Below are 1148 nucleotides of genomic sequence, written 5' to 3'. Positions count from 1 at the left end.
AACAGCCGTCTCGCCAGGCGGCGGACCGGCTCACATGCAGATGCGGTTGGACCGAGGATGCTGCAAGAGGAGGACGCCGGGGAAGGCGGTTCGCACTTGCCCTTTGCTCCACCAGCTCACTCACCTGCGCAGAGTTTTGACCAGGACGAGCTCTTTGCCGCCGCCGACCGCGCCGGGCCGTTGCCGGTCGCAAGTTTCGCTTCGGCGCAGTTCTGGCAGGATGCGCAGCGGGTCGTCCACTCACCGGCGCAAAGTGTCGATCAGCCGCGGAGCCGCGCAGCGATTGGGCGCGCTTACGAAGCTTTGAGTTCCATGCCGCCGCCGCGGGTCAACCTGCCCGCCACGAGATTTGGAAGCGCACCCGATCGCGTGAGCCTCCCTCACGTCGTCACGAGCGCATTTCGGCCTGCGGCCAATCAACAGGGCGATTTGACCGGCGCGCGCCATACAATGCCGGCCGCGGCGCCGCACCAGGCTGCCGTCGTTCAGCAAACGCGCCGCCGCAAGCGCGGCCGCGAGCATCCGGACGAGGCGCTTTTTGCCGCCTACCGTGCCGAGGTGGCTAAAACAGCCAAGGTGAGTGAAAGCTCGATCACTGGCGATATAGTGGCGCTGCGCAAGTTCAGCAAATGGCTTGACGAGAACCATCGGACCCAGATCGCCGGCCGGATTGAGGACCCGGGATTGGACGCACTGGCGAAGAACTTTGTGGGCAACGATGCCGGACTACTGAGCGACACCAAAGTGGCATTGGCAAGGCTCCGGCAGCATTCTGCCGGACAGCCTGTGACGGCTGTTTCGACTGTTCGACCCGGCACGAAGGACGATGAGGAACTCTTCGCCCAATACCGGGCAATAGCCGTGGCCCGCCTCAAAGCACGAACCTTGGGGAACGATCTAGCGGCGCTGCGCAAGTTCAGCACATGGCTTGCCGAGAACCACCAGAGCCAAATCCACGGTCGGATTGACGACGAGCAGCTGGACGGCCTGGCGAAGAACTTTGCGGGCAACGATGCCGTACTACTGAGCGACATCAACGTGGCATTGGGAAGGCTGCGGCAAGCCTCTGCCGGACAGACTGTCACAACAGCTAAAACTCGCCCCGTCAACGAAGAGAACCAGGTGATCGAAGATGCATGTCGGTCAGC

Annotated in this window: 1 protein-coding gene; it reads left to right on the top strand. The window is 63.0% G+C overall.

What is annotated here, in order from left to right; all coding sequences use genetic code 11:
- Positions 1–57 precede the first annotated feature (57 nt).
- A partial coding sequence (locus RFN30_RS32245; protein WP_320265975.1) for a hypothetical protein occupies positions 58–1148 on the top strand: 1091 nt, incomplete at its 3' end.

The organism is Mesorhizobium dulcispinae, assembly GCF_033977345.1.
In the GTDB taxonomy this organism is placed as follows: Bacteria; Pseudomonadota; Alphaproteobacteria; order Rhizobiales; family Rhizobiaceae; genus Mesorhizobium; species Mesorhizobium dulcispinae.
Note: the sequence above shows the minus strand (reverse complement) of the source record. Positions and strands in the feature narration are given on the sequence as shown.